A 755-nucleotide genomic window follows, 5' to 3' on the forward strand; every position below is an offset into this window, starting at 1 on the left:
CCATCAGCAGCGAGCCGGAACCCACACAGTGCCCGTATGCCTGGACGTCGGCGGCCCCGGTCACCCGCCGGACCTCCTCGACCGCGGTCGGCCAGTCCTCGGTGGCGATGACGTCGAGGGTGAACTGGCTGGCCGAGGAGGGCAGGTCGATGGACGCACGGTAGTCGAACAGCCAGACGTCGTAGCCATGCTCGACGAGAAACTCGGTCAGGTTCGTGCGGATCGTGTCGGCGAGGAAGGCTCCGGTGGACATGCCGAACCCGGATGCGAGCAGGACCGGCCCCTTGTCCCCGCCCCGGTAGCGGATGAGACGCAGCCAGCCGTCCGCACCCACATCGGCACCCTCGTGCCAACGGCTGCCCTCCCCGCACCAGCGGATCTCGGGATCCGGCAGGCGCAGCACCCGCCGCCCCGGGCCCGCCGGGCTGCTGCCCGGACCCGCCGGGCGGGCCGGAGCGGCGGGGAAACGCCGGGCCTCGTCCAGCGGGCCACCGTAGATCCGCAGCAGGTATCCGGCGAACAGCTTCAGGGCCGCCAGCTCATATGCCCGGCGGCGGCCGGCGTCGGCGACACCCCGCACCTGGATCGCCCGCAGCGCCCGGACGAAGTCACGGCGCTCGACCCTGGCGACGCCCACCCCGAGCGTCCGGCCGGCATCCGTGCGCAACGTCAGGTTGAGGGTCGTCGTGTCGGACCACGCGTCAAGCCCCGGACGGTCGTGCAACACCTTGAAGCCGTCGAGGGTGTAGCGCTCA

At 72.1% G+C, this 755-nt stretch carries 1 pseudogene; it reads right to left on the bottom strand.

Annotated elements, in window-relative coordinates:
• Positions 1-755, bottom strand: a pseudogene (locus DD1DGNOD_RS18695) (alpha/beta fold hydrolase); the annotation flags it as partial.

The sequence above is a fragment of the Candidatus Protofrankia californiensis genome (assembly GCF_900634765.1).
Lineage (GTDB): Bacteria > Actinomycetota > Actinomycetes > Frankiales > Frankiaceae > Protofrankia > Protofrankia californiensis.